Here is a 19,393-nt window from a genome sequence, read left to right as displayed (position 1 = left end):
TGACTAACTTACTTACATTGCGCGACTTTAGTCCAAACGTTTGAGTAGATCTCTGGGCTTGCGCCTTGTGACCAGTACGTAGCACGGTATTCAAAGCCTTTGAACGAAACCCGGTCGCCCGTATTGTAGAACTTAGTTGCACTCCATTCTTGGATACCATTACACCCAGCTGGTGCATCACTAACGGTAACTGCCAGTGTCTTAGAAGCAGTTCTGTTATTTGAAGCTGTCACAGTGAGTGTCACTTGATATGTACCAGCACTCGCGTAGGTGTGTGATGGGTTAGTTTGTGAGCTTGTTGCACCGTCACCAAATTCCCACTGATAACTACCTGCTGTTGATTGGTTGTTAAATGTCGCAGTTAGGCCGGACACGCTGAAGTTAAAGTTTGCATTGACTGCACCTGAAGTATCACAACCATTATTTGTTAGATAATCAACCGCCGCTTTTGCTTGCACAATACCATAGCCGTAAGAAGTATCACGACCTGCTTGGCCTTTATCTTTTGCTGTTGTATTCAACACTTGGCGAATTTGCTGAGCAGTACATTGCGGGAAGTGGCTCCACACTAATGCCGCGACACCGGAGACATGCGGTGTTGCCATTGAAGTCCCACTAATACTGCGATACGCGCCATTATTCCATGTTGAGTTTACACCAACACCCGGACCTGCAATTTCTACTTGGCTGTTGTATTGAGAGAAAGAGGCTTTTGACTCAGAGCTATCGACCGCCGCCACAGATACAACTGCATTATACGATGCTGGGTAGCTTAACGAGCTATTACCCGCGTTGCCTGCGGCTGCGATATGTAGCATGCCACGCTGATAACTCTGCTCAAATGCGCTTCGTTCTGCCGTAGAGCTGCCGCTGCCACCTAAACTCATGCTGGTTACATTGGCGCCAGCCTGCTCACACTGTTCAATTGCTTTAATGAGATCAGAACCATATGCCCAGCGGCCTTGGTCATTAAACACTTTAACAATATGAAGACCTAGTTGCCCTGATGGATTTACCCCGACCACACCTGTACCATTACCACCTAAAGCGGCGATTGTGCCGGCCACATGTGTTCCGTGGCCGTTACCATCGTTACTCCACACACCTGTGTCGTAGTTACCGTAGCCGTCATTACCAGTAACGCCTGTGCTAGGTAAGTCTTGGTGACCTAGCGTATAACCTGTATCCATAATACAGACTTTACGGCTGCCGCTGTAGCCATCAGATACTTGGTTAGCCTGCACCATACTAATGCCGTAAGGTGTTGTTTCAGCGAGTAAATCAATTGCTGAAGTTTTTACACTTGGCAAATAGCGTTTAGGGTCAACTTCTACGTGTGCAATATTACCGCTTGCTTGTAGTTGTTGCATTTGCGCAGAAGAAACTTCGGCGACATATGCATTAATGCTTGGCAATGTGTTAACTGCAGCAGTACCCAAGGTGGAGTAGGCAGCTTCAGACAAAGCCTGCGCTTTAAACTGCGCCGTTTCTGCTTGATTTAAGCGCACTGGCAGAACATTTGGTGTTGCGCTGTCTTTTAACGTGACGATAACACGCTGTGTATCTGCGTGAGCAACTGAAAGGCTTGCACAAACGCAGGCGCTAAGGGTCGAAAGCTTAAGAAGTTTTACTACTGTATTACTGTTTTTCATATTTCACCTGTTTTACATGTTGTTTACGTTTGTTACTAAAACAGGTGTTGACATCGCTGTCAATGTATAAAGATTAGACAAGTTTAAATTGCATTATCTTTCTGGGTTTTGTTTAATGCATTAATTAATCTTTCTTAAATTCTCAATTCTTTACATTATTATTGTGGTTATTTTTATTAAGTGAGTGAGTTAGTTCTGTAATGGTAAATTGCGCTGGATCGTTAATGTAACGTAAAAAGTCCAGGTGTTCAGGAAAGTTTCCATGTATGGCATGATACAAAGGTAAGTGAGCGTCATCCAGCGATTCGAAAATAGACAAGGTCACGCTGTCTATCGGTGTGAAGTCTCTATGATATTGTGCTAGTCGAGCTAAGGTATAGGCCCCAAGCAATACATGCCCTCCAATCGAAACATCTAACTTAGGTGCAATATCTTCATCCCAATTAATCCCTCCTATGACGATCTTACGGTTTAACTCTTTAGCAGCGAGTAATGCGCCATAAGCAATAGGATCATTGGCAGCCCAAACTGTTGTGATTGCGGGATCTCGCTGTAACCACGCTTTAGTGAGGCGATAAGCTTCATTCTGAGACCATTGACAATTTGCCTCTGCGATTAATTCTAGCTCTGTATGGTGCTCAAGATAAGCGCGCATGCCTTTTTGTCGGTCTAATGCCGCAGTCGTCGCCATGTCACCTAGTAAAGCTAATACATGTTGCGATGGATTGGAGGACCTAAGCGCTTTTCGCGCAAGTTGATGCATTAATTTAAAACCGGCTTGGAAATTGTCTGGCTCAATGGTGCCAATAATTTGGTGTCCTGCCTTTAACAAAGCCACTTCCTCTGTTTTGGTCGGTCCGTTGAGCAAGAAAATAATCTTAATGTTGGTGGCTTTGGTGTTTAACAAATAGGGAACGACACTCGACTTTTCGTTAACCAGCACAAGGTAATCAGCATCACTTTTCAAGGCTTGATCTACGAGCGATTTCATCAAAATATGGTTGCGCTGCGCATAACTAATTTTGAGGGAAATATTCATGTTATTAGCGGCCGCAGTCATCACGTTGCTGACGTTATACCAAAAGTCCCCTGTAGGATTCTTTGTTGCAAAGCCGGGGTTTACAAATTGAACGTTGAATCGTTGTGCAGATAGCGCGGCCATCGGCGATAAAAATAAAAAGATGAACAACAATTTTCGGATCATAAGTCTCAATATTTTTGATATTCAAAAAGTGTGCTGCTAAATACGCGACGTCATTAGTTATGAGTATAGTTTACGCTAGAATCGTTGCGCTATCTGCCTGTTTTTTGAATGCTATTCGGAATCAGCATATTTTTCATAGCATTGAATTTAGCTCATACGTTAATTGCTTTATACTAGCGCGCAAAGAGTAAGGGGACTTTGATGAGAAAAATCGTATTTATATTCGTGTTGTTGTTTTCGATGTCAGGGGTTGCGCATGAGTCAAGCGAACTGAATAAAACCATGAAGGAAATGGGTCATATTTATAAGCAGGCTATGAAAGCGCAATCTGCTCAAGAAATGCAGGCGCACTTAACCGAGCTGACTACACTCGTTAATGAAAGTAAGCAATTTCAGTTTAAGCAAGAGGTGTCTGCCGAGTCAGTTGAAGGCTTGAATAAAGTACTCGAAACCATTACTAAAGCGAGCTATGAAGTAGACTCGGGAAGAGTTGAGAAAGCCCGTGAAATGCTTTTAAAAATTGATGAGCTGAGAAAACAATACCACAAACTACACGAGCCACCGAGCTTTTGGGAATTACTATTTGGTAGTTAACCTGAGATTCGAATAGTTAACTTATCCTATCGCTGTGGTTATTCCTTGTTCTATCACAGCGGCTTTGCTCATCTGTCTTGGCTTTAGTTGAGCATGACAAAATACTAGCGAGCCGTGGCTTGATCTTTCAGGCTCGTTAGCTCTTCATAAGATCCAAAAGCGGTGAAATAGCGATATCCTCTTCTGCATTTAGAAATTACGTAAAAATCTGCTCAAAAGAAGTTGCATTATCAATTGGAACGATCCAGTATGTTTGTTTTTAATCTGGGAAATTTCGATGAAAACCTCCTCATTAGCTAGTTTAATTTTACTTTCATTTTGTGGCTCCTCGTTGGCGAATACCAATGCGCTCTACGACATCACCGAACGCGATGCATTTTCTATAACGAGTGACGTAAAGGAGCAAACCCAAGGAGAGGGGATAGAGCAACTTGTTGATAGGTCGCTAAAAAGCAAATTCTTATCTAAGCAATCCAGCGCTGAGATTGTATTTGATCTGAAAGGCGTAAAAGCGCTTAGACAGTATCGTCTCACTTCAGCGCAAGATGCCCCCGCCCGAGATCCAAAGCATTGGACTGTAGCCATATCTAAAGATGGCAAGGTGTGGCAAGAGGCTGATAAACGCAACAATATCGTATTTTCAAGGCGGGGTGAAACGCTCGCTTTCGATCTACCCAAAACAACGGATGCGAGGTACGTGCGCTTTACCGTAGCACAAGAAGGTAAAACGCAGTGGGGCGACCGCTTTTTGCAAATCGCTGATCTGGCGCTCTATGCACAAACAAGTTTACCACTGGCGAACTTTACTGCAGATAAAACGGTTGCCAAGCTTAATGAGTCAATTTCTCTGCAGTCGATATCTGAAAACTCACCAACAGCACTGAATTGGAAGGTTGAGGGCAAAGCAATGCTGCCAACCACAAAAAGTGTTGAAGTAGTTTATGATAAGCCTGGTAACTACGATGTTACTCTAATGACTAAAAATGCGCATGGCTCCGACCTTAAAACCCGTGCGAACTATTTAAAAATATACGATCCAACTCACCCTTGGAAAGGCTTTGAGCCGCCAAAGGTCAAAGTGGTTATTGAAGATACTGAGTCGGCAGGGTCGAAACGCCTGCAAGCGCTATTTCCTGATATAGCCAGTACGGTGGATGACGTAACTCGCCAACTGGCCCCAAGGTTGTACAAACACTTTGCAGAGCTGCCAGAGTTTGAGCAAGTCACATTTAGGCTAAAATGGATGGACACAATAGCGTATCGCTCTGGAGACGAAACAAATATGGAAATTGTGTTTAGCTCAAAGTACATCACCGAAAAACTGGCCGCACAACCAGATGAGCAAGTGGAATATGAACTCCTTGGTGTGCTCTGGCACGAACTTACCCATGGATATCAGCTATTTCCAAAAGAGAGAAGTTATTCTGAACCCGATGTACATGCATTTATTGAAGGAATGGCGGATCTCATTCGCATTCAAGCAGGATTCCATAAAACCCGTTCACCTAAGCCGTCGGATTCTTGGGTTGGCGGATACACAAATACAGGTTTCTTTCTCGCATGGCTCGCTGAGTCTCATCCAGATTTTGCCTATCGTTTTAATCAAACTGCGGTAGAAATAGAAGATTGGTCATTTGAAGATGCAATAAAATCAGTTACTGGAGAGTCCCTTGATAAGCTCTGGTCTCGTTATCAAAGTGAGCTAAATACCAAGAAATTGCAATGAACTAGCAAGAACTAGATGGTTACAATTTGTCATCACTGTGCTGTAAATGTACAGAATTTGTTGACAGACTTGTTTTATTGCTCATAATTGGAACGTTCCTTTTTAAGTGTCTGCCTGATGCTTTGTTGGTTTTGCTAAAGGTGAAAAAAATTTCAAGAATAAAATTGGAACGTTCCTTTTAATCATGGGGGTCTTATGACAACAATAATGTATAAACATAGCCTGATTGCCGCCGCTGTTCTTGCGGCGGTAACAACTAACTCAGTAACAGCCGCAACAGATGAACAAGCAGAAGAAATAGAACGTGTTGAGGTGACAGGATCTCGTATTAAACGTATCGCCATTGAAGGTGTTACCAATGTTCAAAGTCTCTCTTCCGCTGATATGGTCAGAAGTGGCTTTAACACAGTGTATGATGCACTGAGTAGTATTTCCGCCGCCAGTGGCGCCGTTCTCGGCGAAGTAGAAACTGGCTCCTATACGCCCGGCGCCAAAGAGTTAAACCTGTTAGGCGTTGGACCTGAATACACACTTATTCTTGTTAATGGCAAGCGCTTGGCTTATTACCCAATGCCTTACGGTGGCCAAACCAATTTTGTTAATCTCGATATGTTGCCAACGGCGATGGTGGAGCGCATCGATATTCAATCGGGCGGCGGCTCTGCAATCTACGGTTCTGACGCAATGGCTGGGGTAGTTAATATTATTACCAAAAAAGGTATGGACGAGCATGTCGTTGAAGCATTCTACGGTCAGGATACCTATGGTACGGGTGATAAAAAAGGCTTGTCGTTTGTTGGTGGTTTTGAACAAGACGACTTTACGTTTGACTACTCGCTAGAATACAAGACGGAAGAAGCGCTAACTGGTGCCGACAGACCTTTTCATGACAGTGTTTGGGATAACCCAGACCCAACAAATAAACGAGAGCTCAATCGTTCAATTACCGTATGGGCTGAGAACACCGAGTTCAAAAATCAATATTCGGCGCAGTACTGCAACACAGATGACAATCCACACCCGACTGCGGTTCAGCACTTTATTAGCCGCAATGATTACGGCCTAAGCTGTGGGTGGGATGAAACCGGCAACAATTTGCTACGTAACCAAGTTGAAACCATGAGTTTGTATATCAATTCGGTGTACAGCATCAACGACGAACACAGCTTTTTTGTTAACGGATTTTATATCGATCAAGAAAAGAAAGGGGCACGAAATCCATTCTTCTTTGCTCATGCAGAGTCAATTCACGGATCCATGTTTTGGGATCCTGATATCAAAAATAAAGCTGGTGGCTACGGCGCTCCAGTTAAGTATATGTGGCGGATAGTGAATGACTCAGAATATACAAATGATGGCTTAGGTCGGGTATACGATGATAAATCTTATTCATTTAGTTTTGGTCTTGAAGGGGAGATAGCAGATTACTATTACTCCGTTGGCTTCAGCCGTTCACAATACGATTTCTCTGATAGGTACTTGCATCACACGGTTGAAGGAAATAACTGGCTAAAAGGACCTAAGTTGGGAGAGGTTGATGGCATGCCGATTTACCGTCCAAATTACCAAGCTTTTTTTGCGCCTCTGACCCAAGACAATATGTATAACATGGCTGATTGGGCAACCTACGATGGCTTATCGTTTAATGAAACTCTAACCGCAGATCTGTCCGGGGATTTATTTGAATTGCCAGCTGGATTTGTGTCTTTTGCCGCATATATTGAGCTGATGAAAGAAGGGACGAGAGCGACGCCAGATAGCAGAATACTAAATAAAGAATTTGTCGGTCTAACTGGTGTTATCACCGATGGTGAACGTAACCGTTATGCTGCGGCGACAGAATTTATGATCCCTATTACTGAACAGATCTCTAGTGAAATAGCGCTGCGTTATGACCACTATGATGATATTTCTGATGTTGGTGGGGCATTCACTTATCAAATTGGTTTTAAATACTCTCCCACTGACGCGCTGATGCTAAGAAGTGCGTATGGAACAACGTTCCGTGGTCCTAGCATGAGTTCAGTATATCAAGGGTTTGCTGGTAACTTTGGACGAGGCTCGGACAGAGTGATTGCAGATGCTTGCCTACGTTTTCAAACCACAGGGGATCCCGCTCAATATAATGCTGATGCATTAACTATCAGCTGTGCAGACTTAGACACAACAAATAGCAATGAGCCAAAGCTAGATGCTGACTTTGAGACAATCTCGGCAGGCGATCCAACTTTAAAAGAAGAGTCTGGTCATTCATTAACGTTCGGTCTTGTGTATGAGTACTCCCCTGAGCTGTCATTCAATGTTGATGTTTATGACATTGTCTTAAAAGACAAAATTACTCGACTTGGGTCTGGCGAAATTCTTGATAATGTCTGGAAGTGTGAAAACGGCCTAATTGATTCGTCTTCTGCTAAATGCGCCAATATGCAAGACAGAGTACAGCGATTTGACCAAGATGGTCTGGCAACCGACTGGTTAGGGAACACGAAAAAAGGGTTACCGTACACCGCAGCCATTATCAGAGAAGGTTATATAAACGCCGCGGAAAGGCAGCATGGCGGCGTCAACTTTGGTGTGAAGGGCACGTTTGAGTCAGAGCTTGGCGAGTTCATTTATAAGCTTGATTACAGCCATGTTTTAAAGAAAAAAGAAAAGCTTCGTCCCGAAGATCCGCTTGAAGACGTGTTAGACAGTCAAGATAACTATAACTTCAAAGATATGGCGTCTTTTAACCTGACTTGGCAACTGGAAAAGACCGCAATTTCATGGCAGGTAAATTATAAAGGAAAAAATTGGAACGGTGCTGATTTTGGTCAAAGAGAAAAGTTACCCGCATGGATAAAGCATAACCTAACCATTGGTCATTATATCAATGACAACACGCGAGTGATGTTTACGGTACAAAACTTATTAAATGCGATGCCGCCTCAAGACGACTCGTTTAGAAGTTACCCATTCTATAAAGCGGGTAATTATGACACGAACGGGCGCGAGTTCTTACTAAAAGTTAACTACCAATTTTAATAATAAAGGGTAACGAAATGAGAAAATTAATGCTATCAGCAGTGGCAATGGCCGTCGCTGCGACACTAGTTGGCTGTAATGATGGTTCTGAATTTGTTGAACGTGACAAGCCTGAACAAACTCAATCATCCGGTCAGCCAGACTCTGGCGCATTGCGTAATATCACCTCAGATACTGGAGTTGAGATAGAGGCTATTTTAGCGGATGGTGTACAGGCTTCTCCCGCAGGTGAAAGTGTCGACAAACTTATCGACGCTAACACGAGTACAAAATTCCTCGCTTTTGCGCCAAACGTCACTGTAGTGTTTAAAGCGGCGACAGAGATTGAACTTAGGGAATATAGCTTTACGTCAGCAAACGACGAAGCGAACCGAGATCCAAAACAGTGGGTTGTATATGGCTCAAATGATAAATCAGAATGGGTTGAGCTGGACTCAAGAGCGGGGGAAGTATTCTCTGCTCGAGGACTGACTCGCAATTTTGAATTGGCCGAAAGCGGCGAAAAGTATCGCTACTTCAAGTTTGATTTAGTACATGGTGGTACGGATAGCTATGGTGCTGATATTACGCAACTAGCGGAGCTCGAAATCAAAACAGTATCGGATATTCCTATCGTCTCGTTTAGTGCCACAAACACAACACCAGAAGTCTCTGAGTATATTGTTTTTAGAGATGAGTCGTTAGTTAACCCGACTAATTGGCAATGGACTTTTGAAAGTGGCACCCCTGCGACAAGTACAGAGCAAAATCCACTGGTTAAGTTTGAAGCGTTAGGGCCGAAAACCATTACGCTGGTTGCGAGTAACGACAAAGGGGAAGCGACATTAGTTCAACAAGACTTTATCCGTGTGTGGGATCCAGCCTCGCCATGGGCAGGGTTTCCAGAGCCTATAATTGAAGTGAAAAAGGAATTACCTGAGCATCCCGGACAGCTGGCGCTTGAACGTGCAGTCCCAGACCTAAATGCCCTTATTCATGAGATCTCTTTGAAGATTGCCAAGCGTTTGTTTAATAATGTAACCGAAATCAACGTTTTTGAGCATGTTACTTTTATCACGGGTGACTTTGATGCGCCTGCATCAAAGGCAGGCGAAGGTAAGTTTATGGAGCTTAGATTCGATGTTAAGCATATCGCTAACCTAGAAGGTCTTGGAGATGAGGCTATCCGTAACGAAGTAATCGGCGTGCTGTGGCATGAGCTGACTCATGGATACAATAATGTTCCGGCTGAAGGAGAATATCGTCCTGGCACGGATTATCATACCTATCTTGAAGCGCTGGCTAACTTTATTCGAATTGATGCTGGTTATTTAGAACATAGACGTGGTGGAGTTCGTTGGATGGAACACTACAATGTTGATGCTTACGATCAAACCGCATTCTTCTTTGAGTGGGTAGAAAACAGTCATCGTAACACGGACTTTATTCGCAAGTTTAATGCGGCGGCAAAAACGCTTGAAGCGTGGAGTTTAGACAAAGCCTTTAAATCCATATTTGGCGAACAGCGTGGGATTAATGCGGTATTTGAAGAGTACCAAGTCTACCTAGCAAGTGTCGGTAAGTTACCACCAGTACCACTTGGCTATCAGAACTTTGCACCGACTAGCACTCAGGTAACAACAAACGGAACTGCACTTGTGCCTTTTAATGAGGGGGCAGATAAGCTCAATGACCGAAATATTACCTCTAAATTTAATGTGGTGTTGGAAGCGCCTGCTTGGCTTGCACAATATGCGCCTGACTTGTTGCCGATAAAACAGGTTGATAAGGCCCATGTTAACTATGTCTTCGACAGCGCTAAAACAGCAAAATACTACTCATTAGCGACAGCGGGAGACAACCCTCATCGCTTTCCTAATGCTTGGCAGTTACAGGGCTCAAATGACGGCACTAATTGGATTACGCTAGATACTCAACAGTTCAGCGAATTACCTAATACGATGGAATATTATAGCTTTGCTATCAAGAGTCCAAATGCGTATACCCAGTATCGCTTGGAACTAGAGCATACCCGTGAGGGCGGTGGAATTGGTGGCGCTAGCGGACGCCTAATTCAACTAGGCGAATTCTCATTGTGGGAAGCAAAAGACTAGCGCTATATCTATTAAAGGTGGGCAATGCCCACCTTTAACCTTCTTATTTTGACTTTTAACGTTTCTTTTTCTTACCTTGAACCGCTTTAAATCGCGGATTAGATTTACAAATTACATAAACCCGACCACGTCTTTTTACAACTTGGCACCCAGGTCTATTTTTGGCGCTTTTGAGTGAGCTCAGTACTTTCATCTGGTTTATCCTTTTTTAGTCGCAAGGTTTTTAAAGCGGCGGTTAAATTGTGCAACACGACCATCACTTGCCACCAACTTCTGTTTACCTGTGTAGAAAGGGTGAGACGCGCTAGAGACATCAATTGGGAAGTAAGGGTAAGTCTTACCATCTAATTCAACGGTTCTGTCCGATTTAATGGTTGAACCGACGATAAAGTACTTATCAACCGATGTATCATGGAAGGCAACAAGTTGATAATCAGGGTGGATATTGGGTTTCACGACAACGACTCCTAAATAATGTGTTGTTATATTGTATCAATATAAATCAAATAAAAACTATTCTCAACAACTAATTTGTCGTTGCCGCTATTTAGTGCGATACGCCTAATTTGTCGACGCATGCGGAACTAAACTGAATGCATCTTGAGCAGTTGATTAAAAGGGGCTTACTTTCCTTAAAATTGCCTGATATAACTAGTTCTAGATAGTTTCTCAAGTAGTCATATTAGTGTTGACACCTAACCGGAATAGTAGCGAATAGACTTTTTTGGAATATAGCTATCGATGTAAGCCTGTTGGTTTGATAGATATGAGATAAAAGAGTGAGTTCCAATTGAGGCTGGCTTAACGGTTAATAACCTTCACTAAATGAGAGAGGCCTAGCAAATAATTAAAACCTAGTACGTTCGCGAAAGTACTTTCTTCGCTAACGCAATACAGATATAGAGCATTTATTATGGATAAACATGCTGAGTTAGATAACTCAATTTTGGCTAAGCTTCACAGCAGCGATGATAGCGCGTTACAGCAAGAGTTAGACACACTCTCTTGCACACATAGTGACATAGTGACACTACTGGCACAGTATCAAACGCTCAGTGAGCAAGATGATGAACTGTTCGATGCTTGGTACGACAGCTTATGTAAAGATCAGTTAAAGGTCTTAAAAGCATTTGAGATAATTCGTGCGCACATCGAACAGCAAATATAAATACACATAGATTGTCTGGCAGAACTATTGTGCGCCAGACAGCAGATTATTTGATTGATAAGTCGTACTTACTAATCAATTGGTCAATGTATCGAGTGCGTAGCGACTCTGTTTGCTCAGCCTGAGTATTGGCTGCTAGTGCTTTGTTTAGTAGCTTCATGGCGCAGTGTACTTGACTACGTTGCTCTGGGGCAATACTACTGGCGGTTCTTGCTTCTGTTATATCGTCGATAATCGCGCGCCCTAGGTCAATATAAAGCGCTTCCTCTATGAGACCATTTTGGCTGATCACACCATACTTGCCACATAAAAACTGTTGCCAAACTTGTTGTACATGCTCCGTAAGGTCATCACTAAAGCTTGGATCTTCGGTGTAAAAGCCTTTTTCAATACATTTCGCAAGTGCTTCACAGTAACGCTGTTGAAATAACTCAAATGCACTACTTGATTGATCGACTTTATGTTTAAGTAAAAGTTGCCCCCAATTTAGTAGGCCTCGGGCATAAAAATCAGTATATTCTTCACATTCGTACAGGCCAAAGTACGAACTACACTTAATTTGATTTTGAATACTATAACTCGGATTTGGGAATAGGCTCATTTGTTGCCATTCTAAGAGCTGTTCTTCAGGTATCTTTAAGCTGCTGCTCAGCTCCAAAGTGGTATAAAAGTGCGTATTTAGAAAATGTGTCAGTCCCATAAAATTAAACTGGATAAATATACAGTGTTTTGGATTTTGCTGGATCTTTACGCAAATAACAAGCACTAAAGTTAAATTTCATTAGATTTAACCGATTTCCTTAGGTTTATGGGTCGGATCTCAGTCAGATTTATGGTAAAAATGGCTGTCAACTGGAAGAGTAATAGAAAGACCATGCATCAGATCCAATCAATAAAAAAAGCAAGCTTAATTACCGCTATTAAAACCCCTTACACAATGGCGGGTGAAATTGACTTAGATACTTACGACAAGCTAGTCGAAGCGCAAATTGCAGGCGGTGTCGATGGTATTGTTGTAGGTGGCACCACAGGTGAAGGCCAACTGATGAATTGGGAAGAGCACTTAATGCTCATTGCCCATTCGGCGAATAAGTTTGGCGATAAATTGCTGATTGTTGGTAACACCGGCAGCAATAACACCAGAGAAGCAAAAAAAGCGACTGAATATGGGTTTGCATCAGGTATGCACTGTGCACTACAAATAAACCCGTATTATGGCAAAACCTCAATTGCGGGTGTGAAGGCACACTTGAAAGAAGTATTAGAAATCGGTCCTGGCTTTATTTACAACGTGCCTGGCAGAACGGGACAGGACATTACGCCTGATATCATTGAGCCGCTGGCCAGCCACAAGCATTTTGTTGGTATGAAAGAATGTGCGGGTGATGAGCGTATCGCGCACTATGAAGCGAAAGGCATTGCGTGTTGGTCAGGTAACGATGATCAAGCCCACGATAGCCGCCATAACAGCCAATCTCATGGCGTTATTTCTGTTGCTTCAAACATCATTCCGGGCTTATTCAGACAATTGATGGACACGCCTAACCAAGCGCTTAATCAGTCATTGCAACCGTTAATGAACTGGCTCTTCTGCGAACCAAATCCAATTGCTATCAATTCGGCTTTGATTATGACTGGCGCAGTCAAACCGGTATTTAGATTACCTTATGTGCCACTGTCGCAAGTACAGCAAAAAGAGGGGATTGAACTCCTTTCTCAGTTAAAAGAAACTGACTTTGTTGGCTCGACACCAAAATTAATTGACGAAACCTTGCTTAAGTTTTGTTAAAAGTCAGTTTGTCATTTATAATCTGCGACCGTTTTTGACTCGGTCGTAGGTTATTATGGCAACGTTTTCTTCATTTAGTTTCGCACAGCCTCTTTTAGATGCGCTGCAAGACGTCAATTTTCATACATTAACGCCAATTCAACAGGCGGCTATCCCAGCTGTCCGTCAAGGTAGTGATGTGCTCGCAACAGCGCAAACTGGAACAGGGAAAACCGCAGCTTTTGCATTACCTATCATCCAAAAATTGCTTGAGGCTGAAGCGCAGTCGACGCCAAGAGCGTTGATTTTGGCGCCAACGCGTGAGCTTGCTGAGCAGATCGCTAACAACTGTGCGACATTTGCAAAGTACACAGACTTAAAGGTGCAGGCACTGTTTGGCGGGGTTAACGCCAATGGCCAAGCTGAGCGCTTGAAGCAGGGCGTGGATATTTTAGTGGCGACCCCTGGACGCTTGTTAGATCACATCCGCTTAGGTAATGTCACGTTGAGTAACGTTAAACACTTAGTGTTAGACGAAGCTGACCGCATGTTAGATATGGGCTTTATCACCGACATGCAAAAAATCATTGAGCTGGTGGATAAGCAAAAGCAGCTATTGTTGTTTTCTGCAACTTTCCCGTCGGCAATGAAACAGTTCGCGAAACAAGTGTTGGATCACCCTAAGTTAATCCAAGCGACGCCAGAAAATAGTACAGCCGACACGGTTCGCCACGTTGTTTATCCAGTTAAAGAAGAGCGTAAGCGCGAGTTACTGTCTGAGCTGATCGGGACCAAAAATTGGCAACAAGTGCTAGTGTTCGTCAATATGAAAGAAACCGCAGACAAGCTAGTTGAAGAGCTAAAGCTTGATGGTATAGATGCAAATGTATGTCATGGCGACAAAACTCAAGGCGCTCGTCGTCGCGCTTTAAGAGAGTTCACCGAAGGCAAAGTACGGGTTATGGTTGCAACCGAAGTCGCAGCTCGCGGATTGGATATCGTTGGCCTGCCACGCGTGGTTAACTACGATGTGCCTTATCTTGCCGAAGATTATGTTCACCGCATCGGAAGAACTGGTCGTGCAGGTCAGTTTGGTTATGCGATCACCTTTGTAAGCCGAGAAGAAGAATCTGATCTTATTCATATTGAACAGTTAATCGAGCAGCAAATTTCGCGCTATTATCTGCCGGGCTACGAAGTAGCAAACCGTGAAAGACTGGTTGAAACTATCCAGAAGAAACCAGCGCATCAACGTCGTAAGGCGCGGGTGAATAAGCCTTCGAATCAAGCAAGTGCAGAAGCAAGATTAAAAAACCGCTCTCGTATTGCAAACGTACGTAAGCAGCAAAATAAGAAGTAAAATTGTTTTTTTGCTTTATTTACAACGCCAGCTAGCATGCTGGCGTTGTTGTTTTTAGCCAATGTGGCGTACAATAGCGAAAAATAATTATAAAAATACGGCTTGTGCTTCAGTCATTTCACATTGTTCCAGTTAACGTAATCCAAATCGTCTCTCTTGGGGCTTATTTCCTCGCAATATTAATTTTTGTCAATCAACCACGCGCACGAATGCTCGTCATTTATTTGTTATTTCAATGTGTGCTGATGGCAACCAACTTTGCTGAAGAAGCGTTAGGGGCTAGAAGCTATTTACTTATCACGCCTGTATTTACCCTAGCTACTGGGCCTTTAGTCTATTTTCTGTTTAAAAATCTACTTAATGCCAATCAACATAAGCAAGAGCGAAGGTTAGTCCATTTCTTACCTGTTTTGCTGGCGCTTCCATTTACTGAATACACCCAGCTTGTGATTGCGCTTGGTACTGTCAGTCAGTTGATTTATTTTGCTTTTACGGTGCAACTTATTGGTCTTTACCAGCGAGCATCCGCGGAGATCAGAGCGGACGTCAATACGCGCGATTTACAGTGGATCAGAACAACGGTTGTCTTGTTTGTGATCTTTGCTCTGGTGGATTTGGTTAGACTCAATATGCAAACATACAACGACATCAGCACTAAAGCACTCTGGTATTTTATTGACTTAGTTTGGTTACTTGCAATTAATCTTTACCTAGTTGCCAAAGTACATAACCAACCACACCTCGAAGATTCCATAACCCAAGCTCAAGAAATAACGTTCAATGAGGTGGATAAACAGTCAGAAGATCCAACCGAGATATTCAATGCAATTCATAACACGATTATGCAGCACTATTTATATCGCCAGCCACGCCTGACGATCCACGATGTTGCTGAGGTTATTGGAATTGGGGTAAAGGATATCTCATGGGCCATCAATACTTGTGGTGGTTACAACTTTAATGAGTATATCAATAGCCTGCGGGTCGATGAGGTAAAACAGCAACTACAACGCGAAAAGCAATCAACGCCCAACTTGTTAGTGCTCGCAATGAACGCTGGGTTTAACTCAAAATCCTCGTTTAACAGTGTTTTTAAAAAGCAAACGGGTTACACTTCAAGTCAATTTTCAAAATTAATATAAGTATATTAAACAATTGTTTAGCCTTAATTCTGAGTGTTTTTTAAAAGTTGTAGAAGTACAAAATCCTGATATTGCACGCCATATAAAGTCATTATAGGTAATCTGGGGTTAAATCGATAACAAGGATAAAGATGATGTATTCAAGTTTTCTCACTCATGTGGCCACTTGCCTGACTTTTAGTAGTTTGATTATCGCGCAGCCTGCAAAGGCTGAACCTATTCGGGTGCTGACATCAACGAGCGAACAAGCGCATGTTGCACAGCAATTAAATGTCAAATCCCCAGTTGATTACCTAAATACACGGATCAACGCACTAGCGTTGGTACGTAGCAAACATTGGCAGCAGGCGTTACCACAACTGCAAAAGCTTACTAAGTCGTATCAAGATGACGGAGACACTTGGTATCTATTGGGATTAACGCAAATACAATTAGGGCATTATGAGCAAGCTATCATTGCGCTGAAAAAGGCGTTGTCACTGGGTGTAAACCTAACCAATGTACCTACCGGTTCGCGCCCCTCAAATGACATTATGATAAAGATTGCAGGTGCGTATGCCGCACTGGGAAAAGTAGATAAAGCTAATGAGTGGCTGAGTAAGTCTTTGTCAGCGCGGTACGACGAACGCAGTAGCTTAGCAAATAAAAGTGTTTTCGACTCCATCAAAGATAATATGCAATTTCAGCGTCTTACAGGTAACTATAAAGATACTTCGCTCACTCGGGATCAGCAGTGGAATGCGGATTTAGATTTCTTACTCTCAGAAATTAAGCGGTTGCATGTTAACGAACAGGCAAGTAACAACCCGGATTTAATTACGTTGGCAAATAATTTGCGCTCAGATATACCCAAGTTAACTGATCAGCAAATTGTTTTTGGTATGATGCGAATAATAGGCGCGCTTGGTAACGGGCATAACTTTATCGTGCCGACTTTCGGAGAAAAAGGGAATTTCACTCGTTTGCCTGTGCAGTTTTATGCCTTTAGCGATGGCCTTTACATCGTTGATGCCGAAGCTGAGTTTAGTGATTTAATCGGCTATAAAGTCACAGCCTTTGGGCAAACACCAACCGCAGAAGCAATGGCGAAAGTTGCCGAGATTAACCCGCGAGATAATGAAATGCAGCAGCTGTGGCTTGCGCCTTATTATCTCGCAATGCCTGAAGTACTCGCTGGACTAGAGTTGAGCGATGCGTCAAATGAGGTGTCTATCACGGTAGAAAATACACAGAGCATGCAAAAGACCATTCGCCTTAGTGGCCAATCATTCGAATTTCGCGGTTTTCCGACTTTGCCGGATAATCATCAAAAAAGCCCACAATATCTGCAAAGTGTCACCAAACCTTATTGGTACGAAGTGGACAAAAGCAATGGAGTTTTGTACGTACAATTTAATGCCGTTGCACAGATGAAAACGCAGTCGCTAGCGCAATTTAGTGCGGAGTTGATAGAGACAATAAAACGCGGTGAAGTAAATCACTTGGTGCTGGATTTACGACACAATAGTGGTGGCAATGGATCCATCTTACCACCATTACTAAAGGCACTTATTTATTTTGAAGCGGCAAAGCCAGCAGGCAAGTTATTTGTAGTGATGGGACGTAATACCTTTTCAGCAGCGCAAAACCTCTTAACCAATATTGATAGTTTTACTAATGCAATATTGGTTGGAGAACCAAGTGGCTCTCGACCAAACCATATTGGTGAAGCTGGAAGGTTTCGTTTACCGTTCAGTGGAGTGTTTGGACTCGTTTCGTCGCAGTTTCATCAAACTTCTCGCGCAGAAGATCACCGAATTTGGATTGCACCACATATGCCGGTATTGCTAGACTCTACAAGCTACTTCAATGGTGTCGATCCCGCTATTAAGGCCATTTATAGTGTATTGGATAAAAACGTCGATGGTTTAGTTAAGTAACCATCGCGTTAGTTGAGCGTTTTTTAAGTCAAATCATAAAAAGGAAGTGGCATAAATGATAATTGCAGCAGCGTTATTGTTGTTTTTGATTGGGCTAGTTCATTCTGTACTGGGTGAAAAATACATATTGATCCGCCTTTTTAAAAGAGACAATCTGCCTCATCTGTTTGGTAGTGACTGGTTTACCAAACGCACGTTGCGATTTGCATGGCACCTTACCACCATCGCGTGGTGGGGAATAGCTGCGATGTTATTAATGTTCTATCGGCAAATGGACGGAGAACAGGTGTTATATGTCATGTCTGGCACGTTTTTTATCAGCGGTTTGATTGCACTTATTGCTTCACGCGCTATACATCTTTCTTGGGTGGTTTTCTTTGCGATTGCCGCTTTGCTGTATTTCTCCGTTTAAGTGTATGCGCTGACTATCTAAAAAGTAAGCTAGCAAAAAGAGGGACATGTGGTGCTATCAATTCCTGAACCATTATGCTAGCTTTGTTAGTGAAATCAAATAAATGGAATAATAATAATGAGAATTGGTAAGGCAGTTCAGTGCTTGTTTGCTGTGACTTTAGCGGCTTTCTTTTCGGGAGCAGCGATGGCAGAGTCCGAAGAAAAGACAAAACAAGAATATGAGCAACAAACAAAAACCTTGATGTCAAAAGTGCTTGATGAAAAGAGAGCTTTTACAATTCAACTACCCAAAAGTTATCACACCAACCCCAATAAAAAATACCCTGTGATTTATCGCCTTGATGGTAAAGGCAACCTCCCGTTGATGACCGCAGTACTTGAGCGTTTGCAAGGAGCAAACGTTTCTGCGGCACCTGAAGTTATTATTGTTGCGATCGAAAATACAGACAGGTTAAGAGATCTTTATCCAACTAAGAATAAAGAGCCTGCAGGACCTATGGATATTGGCGGCGGGGCACCCAAGTTTTTAGAGTTTATTGAGACTGAGCTTATTCCTTATGTGAACCAGACCTATCGCACTCATGATTTTAAAGTCATTGCAGGTGCTTCTGCAGCGGGTACTTTTGCTCTTTATGCTTTGCAGGCAAAGCCCGAGCTATTTCAAGCGCATATTGCTTATAGTCCAGCGGTATGGTGGAACTTTGGCGCGACAGCAAAGAGTACTAAAGCGTTTATTTCCAAAACTAAGCAGTTAGATAACTTTCTATATATCACAATTGGCGAGGAAGGCGGCGTGATGCGCGAAAGATACGACGATATGGCGCGCTTTTTAGCTGAAAATCAACCACATGATTTGCGCTTTTTCAGCGAGGCTTACGACAATGTTCCTCATGGACTTGTGTCTGCAGCTGGTATTTTTAGCGCGTATCAAAAGCTGTTTTTGTCAACCCGAATGCCTGCGCGTGCTTATACTGGTGAATTGAGCTCTATTACTAAGTATTATCAACAACTGTCTGCTCAATATGGCGAGGTTTTTGAGCCACAGGAAGCCGTGATCAGAGAACTTGGCTATTACCACGTAAGTATGGGTAACGTGAAAGAAGCAATTAAGTTGTTTAAGTTTGGCGTTTCACGCTATCCAAATAATGCAGATGCCTACAACGGCTTAGCATATGGCTATGAAACCGACAAACAATACCAAGCATCTTTAGAGCAAGTAAACAAAGCGCTGGCATTATCAACGAAGGGTGATGGTGGCTACGATGTCTTTGTTGCTCGTAAAGAGCGGCTAACTAAATTACTTGGTGAGTGATAATCAAAATGCGTAAA

General features: G+C 42.9%; 16 protein-coding genes. 11 read left to right on the top strand and 5 right to left on the bottom strand.

Annotated elements, in window-relative coordinates; genetic code table 11:
* Positions 1 to 8 precede the first annotated feature (8 nt).
* A complete protein-coding gene (locus tag JJQ94_RS00920) occupies positions 9 to 1,652 on the bottom strand; it encodes a S8 family serine peptidase (RefSeq protein WP_099028620.1) in 1,644 nt (547 codons plus the stop codon).
* Positions 1,653 to 1,794: 142 nt separating this feature from the next.
* A complete protein-coding gene (locus JJQ94_RS00915) occupies positions 1,795 to 2,856 on the bottom strand; it encodes an ABC transporter substrate-binding protein (protein ID WP_099028621.1) in 1,062 nt (353 codons plus the stop codon).
* Between the two features lie 201 nt (positions 2,857 to 3,057).
* Here JJQ94_RS00915 and JJQ94_RS00910 point away from each other — a divergent pair, with 201 nt between their 5' ends.
* From JJQ94_RS00910 to JJQ94_RS00895, 4 genes are all read left to right on the top strand, one after another.
* Positions 3,058 to 3,450, top strand: a complete 393-nt coding sequence (locus tag JJQ94_RS00910; RefSeq protein WP_099028622.1) for a cytochrome b562 — start codon at positions 3,058 to 3,060, stop codon at positions 3,448 to 3,450.
* A 277-nt stretch (positions 3,451 to 3,727) separates the two neighbouring features.
* A complete protein-coding gene (locus tag JJQ94_RS00905; protein ID WP_099028623.1) occupies positions 3,728 to 5,176 on the top strand; it encodes a basic secretory protein-like protein in 1,449 nt (482 codons plus the stop codon).
* 195 nt (positions 5,177 to 5,371) lie between these two features.
* Positions 5,372 to 8,200 carry a TonB-dependent receptor domain-containing protein gene (locus tag JJQ94_RS00900; RefSeq protein WP_099028624.1) on the top strand — a complete coding sequence of 943 codons (2,829 nt, stop codon included), beginning with the start codon at positions 5,372 to 5,374 and terminating at the stop codon, positions 8,198 to 8,200.
* 17 nt (positions 8,201 to 8,217) lie between these two features.
* Positions 8,218 to 10,293 (top strand): basic secretory protein-like protein, encoded by a 2,076-nt coding sequence (locus JJQ94_RS00895; RefSeq protein ID WP_099028625.1) that lies wholly within the window; start codon positions 8,218 to 8,220, stop codon positions 10,291 to 10,293.
* Between the two features lie 55 nt (positions 10,294 to 10,348).
* On the opposite strand, the gene ykgO is transcribed toward JJQ94_RS00895, so the two are convergent.
* On the bottom strand, positions 10,349 to 10,486 hold the full coding sequence (ykgO, locus tag JJQ94_RS00890) for a type B 50S ribosomal protein L36 (protein WP_088532527.1): 138 nt from the start codon (positions 10,484 to 10,486) through the stop codon (positions 10,349 to 10,351).
* A 5-nt stretch (positions 10,487 to 10,491) separates the two neighbouring features.
* Positions 10,492 to 10,749: a type B 50S ribosomal protein L31 gene (locus tag JJQ94_RS00885; protein WP_010373063.1), complete on the bottom strand. Its 258-nt coding sequence runs from the start codon at positions 10,747 to 10,749 to the stop codon at positions 10,492 to 10,494.
* A 457-nt stretch (positions 10,750 to 11,206) separates the two neighbouring features.
* Between JJQ94_RS00885 and JJQ94_RS00880 the strand changes: the two genes are divergently transcribed.
* Complete coding sequence (locus JJQ94_RS00880) at positions 11,207 to 11,461, top strand: hypothetical protein (RefSeq protein WP_010373062.1); 255 nt, start codon at positions 11,207 to 11,209, stop codon at positions 11,459 to 11,461.
* A 46-nt stretch (positions 11,462 to 11,507) separates the two neighbouring features.
* Here the strand turns inward: JJQ94_RS00880 and JJQ94_RS00875 are convergent, their stop codons facing one another.
* Positions 11,508 to 12,161 carry a DUF6058 family natural product biosynthesis protein gene (locus JJQ94_RS00875; protein WP_099028694.1) on the bottom strand — a complete coding sequence of 218 codons (654 nt, stop codon included), beginning with the start codon at positions 12,159 to 12,161 and terminating at the stop codon, positions 11,508 to 11,510.
* A 174-nt stretch (positions 12,162 to 12,335) separates the two neighbouring features.
* On the opposite strand from JJQ94_RS00875, the gene JJQ94_RS00870 reads away from it, so the two are divergent.
* The 6 genes from JJQ94_RS00870 (at position 12,336) to JJQ94_RS00845 (ending at position 19,376) form a co-directional block, all read left to right on the top strand.
* Positions 12,336 to 13,250 (top strand): dihydrodipicolinate synthase family protein, encoded by a 915-nt coding sequence (locus JJQ94_RS00870; RefSeq protein WP_099028626.1) that lies wholly within the window; start codon positions 12,336 to 12,338, stop codon positions 13,248 to 13,250.
* A gap of 55 nt (positions 13,251 to 13,305) precedes the next feature.
* A complete protein-coding gene (locus JJQ94_RS00865; RefSeq protein ID WP_099028627.1) occupies positions 13,306 to 14,589 on the top strand; it encodes a DEAD/DEAH box helicase in 1,284 nt (427 codons plus the stop codon).
* Between the two features lie 245 nt (positions 14,590 to 14,834).
* Positions 14,835 to 15,731 carry a helix-turn-helix domain-containing protein gene (locus tag JJQ94_RS00860; protein ID WP_099028628.1) on the top strand — a complete coding sequence of 299 codons (897 nt, stop codon included), beginning with the start codon at positions 14,835 to 14,837 and terminating at the stop codon, positions 15,729 to 15,731.
* Positions 15,732 to 15,862: 131 nt separating this feature from the next.
* Positions 15,863 to 17,650, top strand: a complete 1,788-nt coding sequence (locus JJQ94_RS00855; RefSeq protein WP_236596462.1) for a TPR end-of-group domain-containing protein — start codon at positions 15,863 to 15,865, stop codon at positions 17,648 to 17,650.
* Positions 17,651 to 17,705: 55 nt separating this feature from the next.
* On the top strand, positions 17,706 to 18,062 hold the full coding sequence (locus JJQ94_RS00850; RefSeq protein WP_099028630.1) for a hypothetical protein: 357 nt from the start codon (positions 17,706 to 17,708) through the stop codon (positions 18,060 to 18,062).
* Positions 18,063 to 18,179: 117 nt separating this feature from the next.
* Positions 18,180 to 19,376, top strand: coding sequence for an alpha/beta hydrolase-fold protein (locus JJQ94_RS00845; protein ID WP_099028631.1), 1,197 nt, complete (start codon positions 18,180 to 18,182; stop codon positions 19,374 to 19,376).
* Positions 19,377 to 19,393: the final 17 nt, after the last annotated feature.

Origin of the sequence: Pseudoalteromonas sp. GCY, assembly GCF_016695175.1 — a bacterium.
Lineage (GTDB): Bacteria > Pseudomonadota > Gammaproteobacteria > Enterobacterales > Alteromonadaceae > Pseudoalteromonas.
Note: the sequence above shows the minus strand (reverse complement) of the source record. Positions and strands in the feature narration are given on the sequence as shown.